The sequence below is a fragment of the Cellulomonas sp. NPDC058312 genome (assembly GCF_042880135.1).
GTDB lineage: Bacteria > Actinomycetota > Actinomycetes > Actinomycetales > Cellulomonadaceae > Cellulomonas.
Map to the genome: position 1 here is coordinate 1 of NZ_JBHVZE010000017.1, position 2,448 is coordinate 2,448.

The 2,448-nt window shown below is 64.1% G+C and carries 3 protein-coding genes; all 3 read right to left on the minus strand.

The window, feature by feature from the left end; all coding sequences use genetic code 11:
• Nucleotides 1-331, minus strand: a 331-nt coding sequence (locus ACFVXN_RS18330; protein WP_389235923.1) for a DUF2744 domain-containing protein, incomplete at its 3' end; no start/stop codon positions are given.
• Complete coding sequence (locus ACFVXN_RS18335) at nucleotides 331-2,010, minus strand: hypothetical protein (RefSeq protein WP_389235926.1); 1,680 nt, start codon at nucleotides 2,008-2,010, stop codon at nucleotides 331-333. The genes ACFVXN_RS18330 and ACFVXN_RS18335, both read right to left, overlap by 1 nt.
• Nucleotides 2,007-2,448 (minus strand): hypothetical protein (locus ACFVXN_RS18340; protein WP_389235929.1); only part of this gene is annotated, 442 nt, incomplete at its 5' end. The genes ACFVXN_RS18340 and ACFVXN_RS18335, both read right to left, overlap by 4 nt.

Below are 2,448 nucleotides of genomic sequence, written 5' to 3' on the forward strand. Positions count from 1 at the left end.
CCGCGAGGGTCGTCTGCGGAGCGTCGGGCTCGTCGAGCCCGACCCACTTCCCGGCGGCCGTCCAGTGATTCATCATCGACTCGCGCGAAACCTGGTACTTCTTCGTCGGCTTCGCGCTCGGACGCGCCCCGCACTCCCACTGGTGATAACTGACCATCTCCCAGTACTCCGTCGGGAAGATCAGCGGCGCACCCTTCACGCCAGGCATTCCCGTGAACATCCACAGAAACGCCTGGCGCGGGTTGCGGAGATCGCAGTTCTCCCGCGTGGGAACGCCGGAGCCCTCCCATGCGGGGTACTCCTCGAACTCCTTGAGCTTCGCGACTGCCACTAGAACACTCCCAACTGCTGAAGGCTGGACTGCATGGACTCGAGCCACTCGTTCGCCCGCTCGGCGGGGTCCTGTAGGGCGCGGTCATCACCGAAGGTGGGCTTCCATCCGACGGGCTTCTGGCGATCCCAGGAGAGGTTCAGCTTCGACATCCGCTGGATGTAGATGCGCCCCGTCTTGTCCTTCGGGATGTTGCAGACGCCGCCACGGTCACCGAGGAAGATGTGACCCTGGCCCTGGTCGCCAATGAGGAACGGTCCACCGTCGCCGACTTCCATCTCGAATGTCTCGAACGATCGTGTCGCCCAGAACCCCGCGCGCAACGCCATCAAGGAGCTGATGGTGTAGGCCTTTCCGGATCCTTCTTGGAAGTACTCGAAGTACCTCACCCATCCGGAGTTCTGGGCTCTCGCCAGGGATTTGATCGATATCCAGGCGAGGATCGTGTCCTCGTAGAACGGTTTCAAGATGGTGTCGACGCTGCCGCCGATGGAGCCGATCTGAGCGAGGTTGCCGAGGATGTCACCGATCGCTTGGATGCCAGCGGATATCGCCTCGTTGACACCCGGCATCGAGTGGCCACCAGTGAGGATCTGCACACCCTTGGATGGGGTCTGCTTGAACTTGTAGCCGATCGTCGAGGTGGCCGGCCACACCGCGAACGGCAGTTCCTTCTTCGTCAGCCGGTTGCCGGGCTGGTAGTACTCGGCCGGAACCGCGGTGTCGGTGACGAGCTGCTCGGTGGTGTCGATGAAGTCGGACGCCCACTCCTGGAAGGTGCGCGCGATTCCGTCGAACATGGTGCCGCCGTTGGACGTGCCCGTGTAACTTCCGGACTTGTCCTCGAACGAGACGACCAGCGCGCCGTGCTTGATGTTCGCGCCGGGCCACGGTGGCGGGTCACCCTCGAGGTATCGGCGGATCACCGGAGTCACCTCGGCGTCGCGGATCATCGCTTTCATTGACTCGTGGTAGTTCTTCCACCGCGAGGTCGCGATGCCCCAGATCGCGCCCGAGGCCATCGACTCCATGAACGAGAGCGGCTTGACGACGATCGGCCAGTTCGACTGATCGAGGCTGCCCCAGCTCGCCGGGTTCATCGGGTCGTCGGGAATTGCCCAGAGGCTCAGGTTCTCTCGGAGCAGCTGGAGGTGCAGCGTGCAGGACGCCACCCACGGAACCGGGCCGGGGAGGATGAACACACGCGGAAACTGCACCGCCGCCGGGAGAAACGGATTCGACCAGACGGTGTACCACTTGAGCTGCTCGTAGTCCGATGCGAACCGGGCGACGACGATCTGGTCGCCGTTCTCATCGGATTCGAGGGTGAGGTCGGACATGATGCCGCCCCAACGGGCGCCTGTGTAGTCGACCGTGATCACCACGTTGCGCTTCTCGCCACGCTGCATGCGGCCCCACGAGTCGTAGAGCCACTGCCCGGTCGGGTGATCAAACGGATGCCGGATCTCTCCAGGCCCGGTGTCACCGTCGACCAGATCGAAGTCGCCTGCGTACTCCGCCGTGACGATGTGCTGCAGGTGCATGTCGCCGTCCCACAGCTGCACCAGCGGCGGGATCTCGCGGAACCGCTTCTCCTGCGCGGCCTGCTCCTGCGTAGCCGCCCAGATCGCCTCGCACTGCTCCTCGAGTGACAGCTCGAAGTCGATAGTCGCGGTCATGCCGCGAGCTCCATCCCTCGCGGAGTGGACCAGCGCCGGGGCTGAACGAGCTTGACCATGGCACCTCCAGCGGGAGCGCCCGTCACTGAGACCGGCAGTTCGGTCTCCTGCGTGTACGGGGGAATGACGTACATGAAGTACCGGCCCGGGACCGGCATCTGTCCGAGCAGGTTCGTGTTGTGGGCATCGCGAACCATCAGCTCGTTATCCGTGTCGAGATCGACTGTGGCGCCGCCCTGAATCGCGCCGATGGGCGGCATCAGGATCATTCGATTCGAGTCGTCCCGGGCGCGGAGCTTGTCGATACCGCGGAACCGGGCGCCGGGCTTACCTCGCCAGGAGACGTCCGGCAGTGTCCAGTTGCCGCGGGTGACGATCCATTTCTGTTTCATCGGCTGGTCGGTCGGGTTGGACACGATGACCGAGCCCGACCCCGAG

Coding starts and splice junctions, on each gene's coding strand:
- ACFVXN_RS18335 (WP_389235926.1), bottom strand. CDS start 2,010: ATGACCGCGACTATCGACTTCGAGCTGTCACTCGAGGAGCAGTGCGAG.